The organism is Vibrio sp. SCSIO 43137 (assembly GCF_028201475.1).
In the GTDB taxonomy this organism is placed as follows: Bacteria; Pseudomonadota; Gammaproteobacteria; order Enterobacterales; family Vibrionaceae; genus Vibrio.
In genome coordinates this window covers 3,301,105-3,319,275 of the sequence record NZ_CP116383.1, presented here as the reverse complement: position 1 = coordinate 3,319,275, position 18,171 = coordinate 3,301,105, and the positions used below count along the sequence as shown (strand labels likewise).

The following is an 18,171-nucleotide window of genomic DNA, read 5'->3' as shown; positions in this document are numbered from 1 at the left end:
AACAGCTTTCCGATTTGTTGGTTTTCACTTTTTTAGAAAAAGTGAAATCAAAAACAGAATTTTGCTTGGCGACCATAGCGTTGTGGACCCACCTGATTCCATGCCGAACTCAGAAGTGAAACGCAATAGCGCCGATGGTAGTGTGGGGCTTCCCCATGTGAGAGTAGGACATCGCCAGGCTTTAAATTTTAAGGCCCGTTCTTTGAACGGGCTTTTACTCTTTATAGAAGAGTTAAAAATCTGCTGATATAGCTCAGTTGGTAGAGCGCACCCTTGGTAAGGGTGAGGTCGGCGGTTCAAATCCGCCTATCAGCACCACGTATTTTTGACTATCGAGAAGAGTCGGTAGCAACAGAATTTTACTTAGCGACCATAGCGTTGTGGACCCACCTGATTCCATGCCGAACTCAGAAGTGAAACGCAATAGCGCCGATGGTAGTGTGGGGCTTCCCCATGTGAGAGTAGGACATCGCTAGGTTCATATTGATAAGCCTCCCAATCGGGAGGCTTTTTTGATCATGCCTGTATAAACTTCTGTTCTGCTAAACTCCACAGTGCTTTGATCAACGGATCATCCAGTTTAGAGCGGTGGCAACAGATTCCGAGATCAAACGGGTTAATGCTTTCGACTTTTAGTCTCTGGATCTTATCTTTTACCGGGCTGTTATTAATAACCACATCCGGTGCAATACCCACTCCGCAACCAAGAGCGACCATACTGGCAATAGCTTCATGTCCTGACACCTGAGCATAGATAGAAGGTTTTATTTTCATCCTTTTAAACCACAGGTTTGCTCTTTCTCTTGCAGTGCCGGCTTCCGGAAGAATAAAAGGAATAGAAGACCAGTCAGGCTGCTCTTTTTTTAGTTCCTGAGAGAAGCTGCTTATTCCGCTAGGGGCAATTACCGATAATGGAATATGGCTGATAACTTCAAAAGCTAGTTTTCCGGGTAACTGTTCCGGTTTTGCGGCAATGGCAATATCTGCATTCCCTTCTAGTACTTTATCAATTGCCTGTGCCGGATCGCCGGTAGAGATCTTTAATTCAATCTGGGGATAGGTCAGGCGAAAATCATTCAGCAGATCTGGTAAATGGCTATAACTGGCGGTTACTGAACAGAACAGATGAATCTCACCCTGCAAAACACTACTGCTTTCTGTCAGTTCTGAGCGGAAATCAAACCATTCATTGGTAATGGACAAAGCAACGGGAAGTAGTTTTCTTCCCGCATTGGTTAAATCAACGCTACGGTTGTCGCGGATAAACAGTGCTTCTCCCACTTCTTCCTCGAGTTTTTGCACCTGACGACTAAGCGCTGAAGGACTGATATGCATTGTCGTAGCTGTCTTGCTGAAACTTTTGCTTTCGCAAAGATGGATAAAAAGCTGAAGTGTTTTGATATTCATAGTCACGTTGCATTTATTGCAATAAGTTATTGTGAATATATCACTTTAAGCAACCTAAATCCTGCATTAGTATGAGGATATTCAGCGCATAAGCCGCTGACCAACGGACAGTTTCTTTAAAGGAGTCAAAGAATGGCTAACTATTTCAATACCCTAAACCTGCGTGAGCAACTTGATCAACTAGGTCGTTGCCGCTTTATGGATCGTGAAGAATTTGCATCTGAAGCCGATTATCTGAAAGGTAAGAAGGTGGTCATCGTAGGTTGTGGTGCTCAGGGGCTTAATCAGGGTCTTAACATGCGTGATTCGGGTCTGGATGTGGCCTATGCGCTTCGTCAGGCTGCCATCGATGAAAAGCGTCAGTCATTCAGAAATGCTTCTGAGAATGGATTTGAGGTGGGTAGCTATGAGACCCTGATTCCTCAGGCAGACTTGGTAGTAAACCTGACTCCGGACAAACAGCATACAAACGTAGTTGAAACCGTAATGCCTCTGATGAAAGAAGGCGCAGCACTAGGCTATTCCCACGGCTTTAACATCGTTGAAGAAGGCATGCAGATTCGTAAGGACCTTACTGTTGTTATGGTTGCACCTAAGTGCCCGGGAACTGAGGTTCGTGAAGAGTATAAGCGTGGGTTCGGTGTTCCGACTCTTATCGCTGTACACCCTGAGAATGATCCTAAGCAGGAAGGCTGGGATATCGCTAAAGCATGGGCAGCGGCAACAGGTGGTCATCGCGCTGGCTGTCTTGAGTCCTCATTTGTAGCAGAGGTTAAGTCTGACCTGATGGGTGAGCAGACGATTCTTTGCGGCATGCTACAGGCTGGTTCTATCGTGTGTTACGAGAAGATGGTTGCTGAAGGTATCGATGAAGGCTATGCAGGTAAACTTCTTCAATACGGTTGGGAAACCATTACAGAAGCCCTTAAGTTTGGTGGCATCACGCATATGATGGACCGTCTTTCTAACCCGGCTAAGATTAAAGCATTTGAGCTTTCTGAAGAGCTGAAAGAGCTGATGCGTCCGCTTTATAACAAGCATATGGATGACATTATTGAAGGTGAGTTCTCAGGCACTATGATGGCTGACTGGGCCAATGATGATAAAAACCTGCTTGGCTGGCGTGAAGAGACGGGTCAGACTGCGTTTGAAAACTATCCTGAGTCTGATATTGAGATCCCTGAGCAGGAGTACTTCGACAACGGTATCCTGATGATTGCTATGGTTCGTGCCGGTGTTGAGCTTGCGTTTGAAGCTATGACTGCTTCAGGCATCATCGATGAGTCAGCTTACTACGAATCACTGCATGAGCTTCCGTTGATCGCTAACACAGTTGCCCGTAAGCGTCTGTATGAAATGAACGTAGTAATCTCTGATACTGCGGAATACGGAAACTATTTGTTTGCTAACGTAGCGACTCCTCTGCTACGCGAGAAGTTTATGCCGAATGTTGGTACTGACGTAATCGGTAAAGGTCTGGGAGAGTCTTCGAATCAGGTTGATAACGCCACCCTAATTGAAGTGAACGATGTTATCCGCAATCACCCGGTTGAATATATCGGTGAAGAGCTACGTGGCTATATGACGGATATGAAGCGTATCGCCGTAGGCGGTTAATGGCTTCCAGTTGAATACAAAAAAGGCCTGTTAAACAGGCCTTTTTCTATTTGAACAGGGTAAAGTTATCTACTCTTTATCAGCCAGTTTTGCTTCAAGGTCAGCCAGTTTCTGTTCCATTTCTGTCAATTTCTGACGGGTACGAAGCAGTACTTGTGTCTGCACATCAAACTCTTCTCTGCTAACGATATCAAGTTTATTCAGTTGTCCCTGAATTACCTGACGAACCTTTTGATCAACATCTGAACCCAGCTCTTTCACCGGCTGAGGCATTGACTCATGAATCTGCTTTGCAATCTGCTCTATCTTTTTTGCATCAAACATTGGGCATAAACTCCTTTCTATTTGCGCTTATTCTATTCAATCTGAATGGTTTTGTCGCTAAATAAAAAAGGCCGCAAAAGCGACCTTTTCTTTGTTAGCTTACCGGTATCTTTAGTTAGCTAACTGCTTCTCAGCAGCATCAGCTTTATTGATTTCGGCAAGCTCTTCCAGTTCATCTTTTTCAAGGAATACCGGAAGTGGTTTATGTTTTTCTGCCAGATAGGTGTAAATCACCGGCAGTACAAACAGAGTAAACAGAGTACCAATAGCAAGACCGGCTACGATTACGATACCAATACTGAATCGCTGTGCAGCACCGGCGCCGGTTGCATACATTAACGGGATCAAACCGGCAATCATAGCTGCTGTTGTCATCAGGATTGGACGCAGACGTACTTTGGCTGCTTCCATAACGGCTTCCATACGGTTTTTCTGGTTGTGCAGCTGTTCTTCTTTGGCAACCTCACAGATAAGAATACCGTGCTTGGTTATCAGGCCAACCAGCGTAATCAGACCTACCTGAGAGTAGATGTTCATACTTGCCGCACCCCATGCAAGGGCAATCAAGGCACCACAGATGGCCAGAGGAACCGAAACCATAATAACCAGTGGATCTCTAACCGATTCAAACTGAATCGCAAGCACAAGGAAGATAATAGCGAGTGCCAGGCCAAAGGTGGTATATAACGAGTTACCTTCAGTTACATACTGTCTTGCTTCACCCATGTAGTCATGGCTGTAACCTAACGGAAGAATTTCCTGAGCAAACTTCTCAAACTCATTAATCGCATCACCCATTGCTACCGTCGGAGACGGAACGGCACCGATTGTGGCAGAGTTTAGCTGATTAAAGTGAGGAAGAGAGCGTGGCTCTGATACGACTTCAATGCTGATTAAGCTTCCCAGAGGTACTGGGCTACCCGTCGATGAACGCACGTAATAACTGTTCATTGACTCTGGGTTCAGGCGGTATTTACGCTCAACCTGCGGGATCACTTCATAAGCGCGTCCGTTAAAGTCGATACGGTTTACGTTACCGTCTGCCATCATAGTACTCAAGGTTGCACCAATGTCCTGCATGGTAACGCCATAAGCTCCCGCTTTGTCTTTATCGATGCTGATCTTCATTGTTGCAGAATCGTAGTTCAGGTCGATAGTTGTATAAACAAAGTAAGGGCTGGTAGAGGCTGCCACAAGAACATCTGAAGCAATCTGATACAGGCTTTCAAAGTTATTCGGTGTGGTAATCACAAACTGAATCGGCAGGCCGGAACCTGCACCAGGTAGTTCAGGCATCTGGAATGCCGTTACTGACATTCCCGGAATGTCTTTCACCAGTTTACCAACACGGTTAGTTACTTCTGCCTGACTCGCTTCACGCTGACTCCATGGCAACATAGTTGCGATACCAAAGGCCTGATTCGAACTTGGTACACCAACAAACACCTGTGCGTACTCAAGTTCCGGCTGGTCTGTCAGAACCTTGTTTACATCATTCATGGTGTTTTGCAGGTAATCAAGGTTGGCATTTGACGGGCCGGTACCCATCAGCATTACCACCCCTTTATCCTCAGATGGAGCAAGCTCGCTCGGGATAAATTTGAATAGCATCGGCAGGCTGGCAAATACGATAAACGCGAAAGCGATAATCACCGGACGTCTCTGCATTACAACCGAGAGTATTCTGGAGTAACGATCTGTCATTCTGTCCAGCACATTGTGAACGGCTCTTTCAAAGCGGTTCGGCTCGGCATGGGCCAGAAGCATCTTAGAACACATCATTGGTGACAAAGTCAGGGCAACGATACCTGATACAAATACTGAACCAGCAAGGGTTAGGGCAAACTCTTTAAACAAGGAACCGGTAATACCACCCATCATAGCGATCGGTGCATATACCGCGCCCAGAGTCAGAGTCATGGCAATAACTGGTATAGCAATTTCACGTGTACCGATAATGGCTGCACGGAAAGGAGATTCTCCTAGTTTGATATGACGATCGACGTTTTCCAGAACAACAATGGCGTCATCCACCACCAGTCCGATAGCCAGTACCATCGCCAGTAGCGTCATCAGGTTCCACGAGAAGCCGAGCATCTGCATAACCATGGCCACACCAATCAGCGATAACGGGATAGTGATGATTGGTATTAATACTGCTCTTAGTGAACCTAGGAATATGGTAATTACCACCAATACGATCAGTGCTGCTTCAATAATGGTTTTAATTACTTCCTGAATAGACTCATTGATGGCTTCAGTAGAGTCATACATCACGTTCATCTGAATATTGGCAGGCATGTTCTTTTCAAGCTGAGGCAGCAGGGCAAGAACGTCTTTGGCAATATTAATAGGGTTAGCACTTGGTGCGGCGTTAACGGCTGCAACAACGGCTTCCTGACCATTAGCGCTGGCGCGGAAAGTATCGTGGCTCTTCTCAAGGCTAACTTTAGCAATATCATTCAGGCGAATCAGGTTACCTTCCTGATTTTTGACAACCAGACGTTCCAGTTCTTCAACACTGGAGATCTGAGTATCAGCGCTACCGTTGTAGACCACCATTTCACCGGTAGCCTGACCGGTTGCAGACTGGAAGTTATTGGCTTTAAGCACACCCATAACATCCGTTGCTGTCAGGCCCAGCGCCGCCATTTTGGCTGGATCAAGCCAGATACGCATGGCGTACTTAGAGCCACCGTAGATATCTATCTTAGAGACACCGTTTACCGTGAATAGCTGCGGGTTAATCACCCTTTCAAGGTAATCAGTTACCTGACTGGAAACCAGTTCGTCACTAACAAAACCGATATAGAGTACCGCAGTGGTAGAACCGGTGGACATGGTTACCGTTGGATCTTCAGATTCACTTGGTAGCTGAGAGCGTACCGAGTTTGTCTTTGCCAGAATGTCCGACAGAGCGGCATTCGGATCCGTATTGAGCTTCATATTTACCGTAATGGTAGAGCGACCCAATACTGACGATGAAGTCATATATTCAATGTTGTCTGCCTGTGCAACGGCCTGTTCCAGAGGCTGTGTAATAAAGCCCTGAATCAGATCGGCACTGGCACCGTAATAGCCCGTTGTTACAGTTACAACGGTATTGGTCATTTCCGGATATTCCCGCACCTGCATTTTGAACAGTGCCTGAAAGCCAAGCAGTGCGATCAAAAAGCTGATGGATACTGCGAGAACCGGACGTTTTATAAAGACATCAGTAAAGCGCATAGTTCCCCCAATTACAGCATCGGTGTTTCTGCTGGCGGTGTTATTGCGTCACTTTCCACGATTTTCACCTTAGCTTCGTTACTCAAACGAATTTGTCCTGAAGTAACAACGGTATCGCCGGGCTTAACCCCTTTAAGAATATGAGCAATTGAACCACGACGTTCACCAACACTAACGACCTGTTGCTTCACACGTTTTACACCATCAACTTCTGATACGATAAATACGTTATCGCCGTATAGGTTAAAGGTAATGGCTGTCTGGGGAAGAACCACCTGATCGGCTATTACCGGAAGGACGATATCTGCCCGGGCGAACATACCACTACGCAGTTTTCCGCCATTGTTTGGAATATCAGCCTGTACCTGAACCAGACCACTCTGATGATCGACTGCAGGCTCAATGGCCGAGATGGTGCCCTTAAAGGTTTCTTCTGGGTATGAATCCACCTGAATGTTGACTGGCTGGTCGATTCTGATCAGTGAGATATCAGTCTGAGGAATGGTAAAGCGCAGGCGCATAACACTGGTGTCTTCCAGACGAACAATCTTATTACCGGCCTGAAGGTACTGACCAAGATAAACATCGCGGATACCGACAACACCATCAAATGGAGCGGTGATTTCACGGCGGTCAATAGTGGCTTTAAGACTCTCGATGTTAGCTTTCAGAGAGAAGTAAGAGGCTTCTGCATCATCATAGGCTTCACGAGAGATAGAGCCTTTTTTCAGCAGGCCTTTATAACGCTTATATTTTGATTCAGCGGCAGGCAGTTTTGCCACTGAGCTGGCCAGGTTTGCGCGCTCTACAGAGGTATCAAGCACAACCAGCATATCACCGGTAGTGACAGTCTCGCCTGATTTAAACTCGATCTTATCGATAACTCCGCTGGATTCAGCGGTTAATGTCACACCTTGATTCGGCTCGATAAAGCCGATGGCCTGAATAGCTGGCTTCCATTCTACCGCTTCGACGTCTACCACGGTGACCGGAAACTCCGGTTCCGGCATATTGGCCATATACTCAGCGATCATCTTTTGCTTATACATGTTAAAGCCGATAACGCTACCAAATAGTAATACAGCTATCAGTAGCATAAAAAAAGTCCACTTTTTCATTCTTATCTGAACTCCAGTTTAGTGTTTAATGATTGCATCCCAGCTGGCTTCAATCGCTTGGTCAATATCGTTTGAATCCAACTGAATACATCTGTTTCGTTTCTTTCTCGCCAGTGCAATACTTGAATCAAGGCTGACACTGAAAAGTATGTGCCCGTCCAGAGGCTTAAATAGCCCTTGTTCTTTTCCTTTCTCGAATAATGCAACGACTTTATAGAACATCTCTTTTTCCAACTGCTGAATCCGGCTTTCGTTGGAATAATCAAATTGCTCATATAAAAAATGACTCTTAACCGCTGACTTAGTATTGGTTAGGTTCCAGATATTCAGCCATATGGTGCGGTACTGCTGTTTTAGAGACATATCATCGCTCAGGTTAGCCTGAATATAATCTGCCGCTCTCTGAGAGACGTATAAACGAGTTTCTTCAATGAGATGATCTTTGTCTCTGAAGTAGCGGTAGATAGTACCTGCAGCTACGGCGGCCTCTTTTGCTACTTTTTGCATAGATAAGCCTTGGAAACCGTCTTGAGCTAAAAGTTTCTCTGTTGCATCAAGAATTCTGGTTCTCTTATCTTCAATTTCGTCTGACATCGACTTCTCCAAAAATGAATGAACGTTCATTCATTCGCGTTATTATACATCTGTACATCAAAACGTATAGTTAATTTTTGAGAATCTTTCTCGTTTAATCTTACGTGGAAATCATATCGACTGAGGATTATTATAGTCGCCAGTTATGGATATCGCCTGAGTAAAGAGAATGAAGTTAAACCCAAAGCAAGATGAAGCGGTTAAATACGTTTCCGGCCCTTGTCTGGTGTTAGCCGGTGCGGGTTCCGGAAAAACTCGTGTGATTACCAATAAGATTGCTTATCTGGTAGAAGTTTGTGGTTATAAGGCGAGAAATATCGCTGCGGTGACCTTTACCAATAAAGCCGCCAGAGAGATGAAAGAGCGTGTGGGACAAACTCTTGGTAAGAAAGAAGCCAAGGGATTAATGATCTCCACTTTCCATACTATGGGGCTGAATATTATCCGCCGTGAGTATAAAGCTCTGGGCTTAAAAGCGGGTTTTTCTCTGTTTGATGATCAGGACCAGATGGCGCTTCTTAAAGAGTTGACAGAAAAACAGCTTGATGGTGATAAAGATCTGCTTCGTTTGCTGTTAAGCAGCATCTCTAACTGGAAGAACGATATGTTAACGCCTGAACAGGCGAAAGGGTTTGCCCGTTCTGAGCAAGAGCAGCTCTTTGCCTTCTGTTTTGAGATGTATCAGACACAGATGAAGGCTTATAACGCATTAGATTTTGATGATCTTATTTCTCTGCCGGTGATGTTGTTAAAGACCAATAAGGAAGTCCGTGATCGCTGGCAATCGAAAATTCGTTATCTGCTGGTGGACGAATATCAGGATACTAACACCAGTCAGTATGAACTGGTGAAGTTGCTTATTGGTGAACGGGGACGACTGACGGTAGTAGGAGATGATGATCAGTCTATCTACTCATGGCGGGGAGCCAAGCCTCAGAACCTAGTGTTACTGAGTAAGGACTACCCTCAGTTAAAAGTGATTAAAATGGAGCAGAACTACCGCTCTACCAGCCGCATTCTTAGGGCGGCTAATATTTTGATCGCCAACAACCCACACGTATTTGAAAAAACACTATTCTCAGAACTGCCTGACGGTGAAAAGCTGAAAGTGGTTACGGCAAAGAATGAAGACCACGAAGCAGAAAAAGTGACGGGTGAACTGATTGCCCATCGTTTTATCAACCGTACTGAGTATAAAGATTACGCTATCCTGTACCGGGGAAATCATCAGTCAAGACTGATAGAAAAATCGCTGATGCAGAACCGGATCCCCTACCGAATCTCTGGGGGAACCTCGTTTTTTGCCCGTGCAGAGATTAAAGACATTATGGCTTATCTGAGAGTGCTGGTGAATCCGGATGACGATAATGCATTTTTGCGTATTGTGAATACACCGCGAAGAGAGATTGGCCCTGCCACACTGGAGAAGCTGGGAAGCTATGCCAATATGCGCGGTAAAAGCCTGTTTGAGGCCAGCTTTGAGCTGGGATTAGAGCAACACCTAAGCGGACGAGGGCTAGAAAACCTTCGCAAGTTTACTCAATGGGTTGTTGCCATTGCGGATAATGCTGAACGGGGCAATACCGTAGAGGCAGTACGTTCACTAGTGCGGGATATCAACTACGAAGACTGGCTGTACGAAACCTCATCCAGCGCCAAGGCTGCAGAGATGCGCATGAAGAACGTATCGGATCTCTATAGCTGGATAGTGGCGGATCTGGAGGGAGACAATCTTGATCAGGAAGAAAAGACACTTAAAGAGGTGGTTCAGCGCCTGACGCTCAGGGATATGATGGAACGGGGCGAAGAGGAAAGCGATGCTGATCAGGTTCAGTTAATGACACTACACGCTTCGAAGGGACTGGAGTTCCCTTATGTCTATCTTATGGGCGCTGAAGAGGGCATTCTTCCTCACCAAACCAGTATTGATGAAGAGAATGTAGAAGAAGAGCGTCGGCTGGCTTATGTAGGGATCACAAGGGCACAAAAAGAACTGACGTTTACCCTGTGTAAAGAGCGAAGACAGTTTGGTGAGTTGATAAAGCCGCAACATAGCCGGTTCTTAGATGAGCTGCCTTTTGATGACTTGGAGTGGGAAACAGTGAAAAAGCCGGTTAGTCAGGAAGAGAGAATGGAGAAGGGACAGGCAAATGTTTCAAATTTATTGGCAATGGTCAGGAAAAATAAAGGGTAACTATTAGTTCTAGTTCGCGTATGAATTCCCACGCAGAGCGTGGGAACTAGAAGAAAGCTTGAGAAGTAAAAAGGCCACGAGATACAGATGTATTCGTGGCCTTAACGATTAGTACTGGTCTGTAATAAGGGTTACAGGCCTTCAATCATATGGTTGATTGTTGCGACGATCTCTTCATCAGAGCAATCCATACACGAACCTTTAGGCGGCATGGCATTGAATCCCTTGATAGCATGATCAGTCATGATATCCATTCCCTGAGCAATGCGTGGTGCCCACTGCTCAGCATTGCCTTTGATAGGAGCACCGGAAACACCGGTACCATGACAAGCAACACAGAAGGTTCCGTAAACTGATTCTGCTGTACGAGGTCCCTTAGGCTTTTCTGCAACTGGCTCCGCACCAACTAAATAGACATCACCAACCGGTTTGATTCGTTCTGCAATTTGCTGGTATTCCTCATCACTTACGCTGCTCGCCAGTGAAAATGCGGAAAAAGTTAGAGTGGCGACCAGAGCGCCAATGATTTTTGAAGACATATTATTAGCTCACTTTACCGTTATCTTTTTTATTGGGCTTCGACACCAAAAGTATTGTTAGAGTGTTTTCTATAGTTAAAGCTTTTGAAAACACTATGTTAATTAGGTGTGAAATTTGGGTGATTATATCCTGTTAATTTATAGCAATAAACATTGAGATCTAAATGATTAGTCCTTTATCACATCTTAACTGCTGAAAAAGACAACAATTAATAAAAAAACTGCAAAAAAAGCTAGACGCAGAATGGTGATATACGTATTATTCCACTCCGCCGACAGGGCATGCGCCCGTAGCTCAGCTGGATAGAGCGTTGGCCTCCGGAGCCAAAGGTCGAAGGTTCGAATCCTTTCGGGCGCGCCATTTCCGGAAGCGGTATATAGATTTTGTCGGCAAAAAAACAGTGGTGGCTATAGCTCAGTTGGTAGAGCCCCGGATTGTGATTCCGGTTGTCGCGAGTTCAAGTCTCGTTAGCCACCCCATTATTTCAGTAATTGACGTTAAGTGGATTACTAACAGATTTCGGTGATTAACGCGATTTAGTAGCGTATCCCGGTTTTGGAGTAGCGGACTAGCGGACTAGCGGACTAGCGGACTAGAGGGTGACCCTCTGGCATTATTTCAAAATAAAACAAGATTTTCGGTGAATAGCGCAGCTTGGTAGCGCATCTGGTTTGGGACCAGAGGGTCGGGGGTTCGAATCCCTCTTCACCGACCATTATTTTTGGTGGCTATAGCTCAGTTGGTAGAGCCCCGGATTGTGATTCCGGTTGTCGCGAGTTCAAGTCTCGTTAGCCACCCCATTATTTCAGTAGTTGACGTTAAGTGGATTACTAACAAAATTTCGGTGAATAGCGCAGCTTGGTAGCGCATCTGGTTTGGGACCAGAGGGTCGGGGGTTCGAATCCCTCTTCACCGACCACCTTTAAAAGCCTTATCGAAAGATAAGGCTTTTTTCGTTCTATTCTTTTCATAGTTTCTTATAAGCATAACGCATATACATTTTCTCTCCTGTGAGCAGTAATTAGCCGTAATTGAGCGGGTTTCAGCTCTGTTTTAGCTGCACTTTTTTATACTCTTTACCAACAGCCCCGTTTTGTCTTGCCTGAGCATGTTTTTTATCATGGGATTATCTGTTTTTTTTAATTGTCAGAGTTATGGTCTGTCTTTAATTTATAAAGCAGATAAATCATCTGTGTTTGAGATTATAATTGGTTGATGTAACTAATTTGTTAAAAGTGAATTAGAATAAAAATTCAAATTTATCGTACCTTCTGGTTTTGTAAATAACTACAGATATAGTGTTTAATTAGTGAAAAGTTCTTATATTTTGGTGCTTATCAGTCTTGATGTCTTAAGTGTCAATGAGAACTAAATGAATGATAAATGAATAATTATTGCGCTACCGTGCTTTAAAACTGCGCGATTACACTTTTTTATCCTATATTTGTTGCTTTTTAGTGAATTATTTGCCAAATTGGAACGCTATCAGATTATCAGGACTTTATTCTGGTAATGAACGGAATCAATATTTGCAGACAGGCAGTTGCGCCACAGTAGTAGAGGTCTGGTAATGTCTCTTTTAGAAGTTAAAAACCTTCGGATCGAATATCCGTCAAGGCATGGTATTCATGCCGCGGTTAAAGAGCTATCGTTTAACATTGAACGTGGCGAGATCGTTGGTGTGGTTGGTGAGTCAGGTGCGGGTAAATCAACCGTAGGTAATGCGGTGATCGATTTGCTAAGCCCTCCGGGTGTCATTGCTGGTGGCGATGTTTACCTTGACGGAGAGAAGATCTCCGGACTTTCCGGCAGTGAAATGAGAGCCGTACGTGGCTCAAAAATCGGATTTATTTTTCAGGATCCGATGACATCTCTAAACCCGTTATTTACCGTTGAACACCAGCTTAAAGAGACCATTCATGCCAATATGAAGGTGTCTGATGAAGAAGCGTATCAGCGGGCTCTTTCCCTGATGAAGCAGGTTGGTATTCCCCAGCCTGAAAACAGATTAAAACAGTTCCCGCATCAATTTTCTGGTGGTATGCGTCAGCGTGTGGTTATTGCGATTGCATTGGCTGGTGAGCCGGATCTGATTATTGCTGATGAGCCGACAACGGCACTGGATGTATCTATTCAGGATCAGATCTTGTGCCTGATTCGCGAACTGTGCGTTAAAAATGATGTTGGTTGCATGTTGGTAACCCACGATATGGGTGTGGTCTCCAATGTTACTGATAAGGTCGCGGTTATGTACCGTGGTGATCTGGTTGAGTTCGGTGAGACGAAAAAAGTTCTTGGTGACCCGGATCACTCTTATACCCGCAGCCTGATCTCTGCCGTTCCGCGTTCAGATAAGAAGCTGGACCGCTTCCCTCTGGTAAGCTATATCGAAGAAGCTTCAGAGATGGCACCGCTGGATGTTAAAACTCACTGGCTTGGTCAGAGTCAGGATCAGCGAGCCTATACCGGTCCTCTGCTTAATGTAGAGAATGTAAACCTACGTTTTGTAACTAAAGACTCTCTGTTTGAGAGCCGCCGCGAATATGTTCAGGCTTCGGACGACGTGAGTTTTGAAGTGTTTGAAGGTGAAACCTTTGGCCTGGTAGGCGAATCCGGCTCCGGTAAATCAACCATTGCCCGTGTTATTGCCGGTCTGTATGCGCCTAATTCAGGCAAAGTAACCTTTGAAGGTATCGATCTTACCAGCCTTAAATCTGAAAAAGAGCGCCGACCTATGCGCCGTCAGATGCAGATGGTCTTCCAGAACCCGTATACCTCAATGAACCCGCGTATGAAGATTTTCGATATTATCGCGGAACCTATCCGTTTCCATAACCTGACCCGTAATGAAGTTGAAACACGAGAGATCGTGAACGATCTGCTTGATCACGTAGGGCTAGGCAGAATGGCCGGACTAAAATATCCTCATGAATTCTCAGGCGGGCAGCGCCAGAGGATCTCTATTGCGCGAGCGTTAGCGACTCGCCCACGTCTTCTAATTTGTGATGAGCCGACATCCGCACTGGATGTATCCGTACAGGCTCAGATTCTTAACTTGTTAAAGGACTTACAAGACGAATTAAATCTGACCATGCTGTTTATCAGTCATGACCTGCCTGTGATCCGCCAGATGTGTGATCGCATAGGTGTGATGAAAATGGGTAAATTATTGGAAGTTGCTCCGACAGAGCAGCTGTTCAATTCTCCTCAGCATGAGTACAGCCAGCAATTAATCTCTCTGATGCCTGAATTTACCGGGCTACGTGAAGATATCGCTTAATCTTTGCTGTCCGGCAGCCGTTCGTCCGGGCAGCTAGTGTGATCCACAGGCACTCTGTGCTTTGGATTTATTACGATTAACAGAAGCAAAAACAACATTAGGGATTTAATTTCCCATAAAAGGAGTTATGCAATGAAATCCATTAAGACTAAATTGACAGTTGCTCTAATGGCTGCTGGTCTTAGCTTTAGTGCAGCTGCAGCTGATATCACCGTAGGTTATGCGGCAGACCCTGTGTCTCTTGACCCGCATGAGCAGCTTTCCGGTGGTACTATGCAACTGTCTCACATGGTATTTGACCCTCTGGTACGTTTTAACCAGAAAATGGAATTTGAACCACGTCTGGCTGAGTCATGGGATCGTGTCGATAACGAGACAATGCGCTTTAACCTTCGTAAAGGTGTTAAGTTCCACTCAGGTAATGAGCTTACTGCGGATGACGTAGTATGGACATTTGCCCGTCTGAAGAGCTCTCCTGACTTTAAGGGTATCTTTGCTCCGCTGGTTTCTCTGACAAAAGTTGATGACTACACGGTAGAGATTAAAACTGACGGTACTTACCCTCTGATTGAAAACGTTGCGACTTATATCTTCCCTATGGACAGCAAGTTCTACACAGGTAAGACAGCTGAAGGTAAAGATAAAGCTGAGCTGGTTAAGCACGGTAACTCTTTCGCATCAACAAACCTTTCTGGTACTGGTCCTTTCGTCATCACTTACCGCCAGCAAGGCGTAAAAGTTGAATTTGAGCGCTTTAATGATTACTGGGATAAGTCTTCTTCAGGTAACGTAGATAAACTGACTCTGGTTCCTATTAAAGAAGATGCGACCCGTGTAGCAGCACTTCTGTCTGGCGATGTGGACATGATTGCTCCTGTTGCTCCAAACGACTACAAGCGAATCAAGAGCGCAAGTGGTGTTGATCTGTATACCATGCCTGGTACCCGTATCATTACCTTCCAGATGAACCAGAACAGCAACCCTGCACTGAAAGATGAGCGTGTTCGTCAGGCTATCGTTTATGCAGTAAACAACGAAGGTATCACTAAGAAAGTTATGAAGGGTGCTGCGACAGCAGCAGCTCAGCAGAGCCCGGTTGGCTACGCTGGTTATAACGAAAATCTTAAGCCTAGATATGACCTTAAGAAAGCGAAGCAGCTGATGAAAGATGCAGGTTATGCAGACGGATTCAAGCTGACGATGATGGCGCCAAACAACCGTTACGTGAACGATGCGAAAATCGCTCAGGCAACAGCGGCAATGCTTTCTAAGATCGGTATCAAGGTTGACCTGAAAACCATGCCAAAAGCGCAATACTGGCCTGAGTTTGATAAGTGTGCGGCAGACATGCTGATGATTGGCTGGCACCCGGATACAGAAGATTCAGCTAACTTTACTGAGTTCCTGGCGATGACTAGAGATGCTGAAACAGGTAAAGGTCAGTACAACTGTGGTCACTACGGTAACGCAGAAGTTGATCAGCTGATTACTGAAGCAAACAAAGAGACAGATCTGACTAAGCGTAACGCTATGCTGAAGAAAGTTGAGCAGATCCTGTTTGATGAAGCGGCGTTTGTACCACTGCACTGGCAGGATCCATCATGGGCTGCTAAGAGCAACGTAGAAATTGCTCCTATCATCAACGGTATGAACTTCCCGTACTTCGGTGACCTGGTTGTTAAATAATAACTAACCGCAAAAGCGGTATCCTGCCTGCTAATGGGGCGGATACTGCTTTTTGTAGTGACTTATTCATTACAAGTTTTATGGTGCTCAGTCTTAATTCAGTCGGATTGGGTGTCATTTTTAGACTGAATATTGACTGAATATTGACTGAATAACTTCTGAAAAGAAGATTAAGGATTATTAAGGGGCAAGGAATGTTTTCGTTTCTGGTCAAGCGCCTGTATCAGGCACTGATAGTGATGTTTGTGATCAGTTTGGTTGCGTTTTCTATACAGGATAACCTCGGCGATCCGCTGCGGGAACTTGTGGGCCAGTCTGTTTCGGAAGCAGAGCGACAGGCTTTACGTGATGAGCTCGGTTTAAACGATCCGTTTATTACAAAATATACCCGCTTTGTAGGCAAAGCCGTACAAGGTGATTTAGGTACATCCTACTTTTTCAAAAAACCGGCAACAGAAGTGATTCTGGATAAGCTGGTGGCAACGCTGGAGCTGGTATTTGGTGCCGCTCTGATCATTGTTGTCCTCTCTATACCGCTCGGGGTTTACTCCGCTATCCATCCAAAGAGCTTTTTTACCAAGGTGGTGATGGCGTTGAGTAGTATAGGTATCTCCATCCCAGTTTTCCTGACAGCGATTATGCTGATGTATATCTTCTCCATTGAGCTAGGCTGGCTGCCTTCCTATGGCAGGGGAGAAACCGCCAATGTATTTGGCTGGGATTCCGGCTACTTTACACTCGATGGTCTGGCGCATCTGGTTTTACCAAGTATTGCACTGGCATCAATTATGTTGCCTCTGTTCATTCGTCTGGTTCGTTCTGAAATGCTGGAAGTGCTTAGCTCCGAATACATTAAGTTTGGCAAAGCCAAGGGCTTAGCCACCAATAAAATCTACTACCAGCACGCACTGAAAAATACCATGCTGCCGGTTCTGACTGTAGGTGGTGTGCAGATCGGTACTATGGTGGCGTACACCATATTGACGGAAACCGTATTTCAGTGGCCGGGTACAGGCTTCCTGTTCCTTGAAGCGATAAACAGGGTAGATACACCGCTGATCACCGCTTATGTTATTTTCGTTGGTCTGGTTTTCGTAGTGACCAACACTATTGTTGATTTGATGTACGGGCTGATTAACCCGACGGTTAACCTGACTGGCAAAGGAGCATAAAAATGAGTCAAGCAAGTGTTGTTCCTAGCCGCTGGGAACGTTTCAGACAATCGGATTTTCTTTACTATTTTCTGCGCGATAAAGTCGCCATGGTCAGTTTTGCTATTTTTATGGCCTTTCTGCTTATGGCTCTGGCTGCGCCGGTGCTTTCACCGAGCAACCCTTATGATTTGAGTTCAATCGACATCATGGACTCAGAGCTTCCTCCTGCATGGATGGAAGATGGAGACGAACGATTTTTGTTGGGTACCGATGAGCAAGGGCGGGATATTCTCTCTACCATGCTGTATGGCTCCCGCTTATCTCTGACTATCGGCTTTCTTGCTGTTGGCTTGCAGCTGTTTCTGGGTATTGTGATAGGTCTGTCTGCCGGTTACTTTGGTGGCCGTATTGATAGCTTCCTGATGCGCTTTGCCGATGTTCAGCTCTCTTTCTCGACCATGATGGTGGCGATTATCGTCTCTGCTATCTTCAAAGCCAGCTTTGGTAGTGAGTTTTATAGTCAGTATGCCGTTGTTATGTTGGTGGTGATTATCGGGGTGGCTGAATGGCCGCAGTATGCCCGTACTATTCGTGCTTCTGTGTTAGCAGAGAAGAAGAAAGAGTATGTTGAAGCTGCCCGTGTAATGGGCTTCAGGGCGCCACGTATTATGTTCCGTCATATTCTGCCAAACTGTTTGTCGCCGATTCTGGTTATCTCAACGGTGCAGGTAGCGAATGCCATTATGTCAGAAGCGGCTCTCTCTTTCTTAGGGCTGGGCTTGCCGGTGGATCAGCCATCACTGGGTGCATTAATAAGTATCGGTTTTAACTATATTTTCTCAGGTGCATGGTGGATTACAGCTTTCCCGGGGATTGTACTGGTTACTTTGGTTCTGGTAATCAATTTGCTGGGTGACTGGCTAAGGGATGTATTTAACCCTAAAATTTATAAAGGGTGATCCTTAACCCCAATTTTGATAAAGAGTGATCCAAAGCGATTGATCTTTAACTATAAAGCTTTCTAAACTA

General features: G+C 45.3%; 12 protein-coding genes, 6 tRNA genes and 2 rRNA genes. 14 read left to right on the top strand and 6 right to left on the bottom strand.

What is annotated here, in order from left to right; genetic code table 11:
• Positions 1–64: 64 nt before the first annotated feature.
• The 3 genes from rrf (PK654_RS15610) (at position 65) to rrf (PK654_RS15600) (ending at position 478) form a co-directional block, all read left to right on the top strand.
• Positions 65–180: ribosomal RNA gene (rrf, locus tag PK654_RS15610) — 5S ribosomal RNA — on the top strand.
• 62 nt (positions 181–242) lie between these two features.
• A tRNA-Thr gene (locus PK654_RS15605) sits at positions 243–318 on the top strand.
• A gap of 44 nt (positions 319–362) precedes the next feature.
• A 5S ribosomal RNA gene (gene rrf / locus PK654_RS15600) occupies positions 363–478 on the top strand.
• 38 nt (positions 479–516) lie between these two features.
• On the opposite strand, the gene ilvY is transcribed toward rrf (PK654_RS15600), so the two are convergent.
• Positions 517–1,407 (bottom strand): HTH-type transcriptional activator IlvY, encoded by an 891-nt coding sequence (gene ilvY, locus PK654_RS15595; RefSeq protein ID WP_271696848.1) that lies wholly within the window; start codon positions 1,405–1,407, stop codon positions 517–519.
• 132 nt (positions 1,408–1,539) lie between these two features.
• Here ilvY and ilvC point away from each other — a divergent pair, with 132 nt between their 5' ends.
• Positions 1,540–3,024 carry a ketol-acid reductoisomerase gene (ilvC, locus tag PK654_RS15590; protein WP_271696847.1) on the top strand — a complete coding sequence of 495 codons (1,485 nt, stop codon included), beginning with the start codon at positions 1,540–1,542 and terminating at the stop codon, positions 3,022–3,024.
• A 69-nt stretch (positions 3,025–3,093) separates the two neighbouring features.
• On the opposite strand, the gene ubiK is transcribed toward ilvC, so the two are convergent.
• The 4 genes from ubiK to PK654_RS15570 all read right to left on the bottom strand — a co-directional run bounded on the left by ubiK (position 3,094) and on the right by PK654_RS15570 (position 8,288).
• Positions 3,094–3,348 (bottom strand): ubiquinone biosynthesis accessory factor UbiK, encoded by a 255-nt coding sequence (gene ubiK / locus PK654_RS15585; protein ID WP_271696846.1) that lies wholly within the window; start codon positions 3,346–3,348, stop codon positions 3,094–3,096.
• A gap of 111 nt (positions 3,349–3,459) precedes the next feature.
• A complete protein-coding gene (locus tag PK654_RS15580; protein ID WP_271696845.1) occupies positions 3,460–6,576 on the bottom strand; it encodes a multidrug efflux RND transporter permease subunit in 3,117 nt (1,038 codons plus the stop codon).
• A gap of 11 nt (positions 6,577–6,587) precedes the next feature.
• Positions 6,588–7,694, bottom strand: a complete 1,107-nt coding sequence (locus PK654_RS15575; protein ID WP_271696844.1) for an efflux RND transporter periplasmic adaptor subunit — start codon at positions 7,692–7,694, stop codon at positions 6,588–6,590.
• A gap of 18 nt (positions 7,695–7,712) precedes the next feature.
• The gene (locus PK654_RS15570) at positions 7,713–8,288 is read right to left on the bottom strand and encodes a TetR/AcrR family transcriptional regulator (protein ID WP_271696843.1); all 576 of its coding nucleotides are present in this window, start codon (positions 8,286–8,288) and stop codon (positions 7,713–7,715) included.
• Between the two features lie 169 nt (positions 8,289–8,457).
• Between PK654_RS15570 and rep the strand changes: the two genes are divergently transcribed.
• Positions 8,458–10,482 (top strand): DNA helicase Rep, encoded by a 2,025-nt coding sequence (gene rep, locus PK654_RS15565; RefSeq protein ID WP_271696842.1) that lies wholly within the window; start codon positions 8,458–8,460, stop codon positions 10,480–10,482.
• Positions 10,483–10,613: 131 nt separating this feature from the next.
• On the opposite strand, the gene PK654_RS15560 is transcribed toward rep, so the two are convergent.
• Entirely contained in the window at positions 10,614–11,021 is a 408-nt protein-coding gene (locus PK654_RS15560) for a c-type cytochrome (RefSeq protein ID WP_271696841.1), read from the bottom strand.
• A 284-nt stretch (positions 11,022–11,305) separates the two neighbouring features.
• On the opposite strand from PK654_RS15560, the gene PK654_RS15555 reads away from it, so the two are divergent.
• The 9 genes from PK654_RS15555 (at position 11,306) to PK654_RS15515 (ending at position 18,101) form a co-directional block, all read left to right on the top strand.
• Positions 11,306–11,382, top strand: a tRNA-Arg gene (locus PK654_RS15555).
• A gap of 43 nt (positions 11,383–11,425) precedes the next feature.
• Positions 11,426–11,501 (top strand) — tRNA-His (locus tag PK654_RS15550).
• Positions 11,502–11,660: 159 nt separating this feature from the next.
• Positions 11,661–11,737: transfer RNA gene (locus tag PK654_RS15545), tRNA-Pro, on the top strand.
• Between the two features lie 9 nt (positions 11,738–11,746).
• Positions 11,747–11,822 (top strand) — tRNA-His (locus tag PK654_RS15540).
• 42 nt (positions 11,823–11,864) lie between these two features.
• A tRNA-Pro gene (locus PK654_RS15535) sits at positions 11,865–11,941 on the top strand.
• 651 nt (positions 11,942–12,592) lie between these two features.
• Positions 12,593–14,302, top strand: a complete 1,710-nt coding sequence (locus PK654_RS15530; RefSeq protein ID WP_271696840.1) for a dipeptide ABC transporter ATP-binding protein — start codon at positions 12,593–12,595, stop codon at positions 14,300–14,302.
• A gap of 132 nt (positions 14,303–14,434) precedes the next feature.
• Complete coding sequence (locus PK654_RS15525; protein ID WP_271696839.1) at positions 14,435–15,988, top strand: ABC transporter substrate-binding protein; 1,554 nt, start codon at positions 14,435–14,437, stop codon at positions 15,986–15,988.
• 194 nt (positions 15,989–16,182) lie between these two features.
• Positions 16,183–17,160 carry an ABC transporter permease gene (locus PK654_RS15520; protein WP_271696838.1) on the top strand — a complete coding sequence of 326 codons (978 nt, stop codon included), beginning with the start codon at positions 16,183–16,185 and terminating at the stop codon, positions 17,158–17,160.
• Between the two features lie 2 nt (positions 17,161–17,162).
• Positions 17,163–18,101: an ABC transporter permease gene (locus PK654_RS15515; protein WP_271696837.1), complete on the top strand. Its 939-nt coding sequence runs from the start codon at positions 17,163–17,165 to the stop codon at positions 18,099–18,101.
• Positions 18,102–18,171: the final 70 nt, after the last annotated feature.